1 protein-coding gene is annotated in these 934 nt (G+C 69.7%); it reads left to right on the plus strand.

Annotation, left to right across the window (positions count from 1 at the left end; translation table 11 throughout):
• Positions 1–934: acyltransferase domain-containing protein (locus AC3EQ1_RS31285; protein ID WP_432097679.1), on the plus strand; the 934-nt coding region annotated here is incomplete at both ends.

The raw sequence follows: 934 nt of genomic DNA on the forward strand, positions 1-934 counted from the left end.
CCTGGCGGATGCCGCGGTGCTGGTGGCGGCGCGTGCGCGGTTGATGCAGGCTCTGCCGGAGGGTGGGGCGATGGTGGCCATCGCCTCTTCCGAGGCAGAGGTGCGGATGCTCCTCGAAGACACGGCCGGTGTGTCCGTCGCTGCGGTCAATGGTCCGCAGTCGGTGGTGATTTCCGGTGACCGCGATGCGGTCGTGGCGGTGGCCGAGCGCTTCTCTGCTGCCGGGGTGAAGACGTCGCGTCTGCGGGTGAGTCATGCGTTCCACTCGGCTCACATGGATGGCATGCTCGATGCCTTCCGTTCGGTGGCGGAGAAGCTGTCGTTCCAGGCGCCGCGCATTCCCGTGGTCTCCAACCTCACCGGCACTCTCGCCACCACGGAGGAACTGTGCTCGGCGGAGTACTGGGTGCGGCACGTCCGGGAGGCGGTCCGGTTCGCCGACGGCATCCGAGCCCTCCACACCGAAGGTGTATCGCGCTACCTGGAACTGGGTCCCGACGGAACTCTCACCGCCATGGCACGCGGCTGTCTCCCCGACGACAGTGAGGCGCTGCTCGTCCCGGCACTCCGCCGGGACCGGCACGAGCACGAGGCCGTACTCGCGGCAGCCGCAGCGCTCCATGTGGAGGGCATCGACATCGACTGGCAGGCCGCCTTCTCGGGTACCGGTGCCCGCCGGATCGATCTGCCCACCTACGCCTTCCAGCACCAGCGCTACTGGCTCGACGCGGACCGGCCGACGGGCGACCTCACCGCAGCCGGCCTGACGCCGGCCGAACACCCGATGCTGGGCGCCGCACTCGGTCTGGCCGACAGTGACGGCCACCTCTTCACCGGCCGGATCGGTGTGGACACCCACCCCTGGCTGGCCGACCACCAGGTCTCCGGAATCACCGTGGTCCCGGGAACCGCCGTGCTCGAACTCGCCCTCCGC

The sequence above is a fragment of the Streptomyces sp. bgisy100 genome, assembly GCF_057709105.1.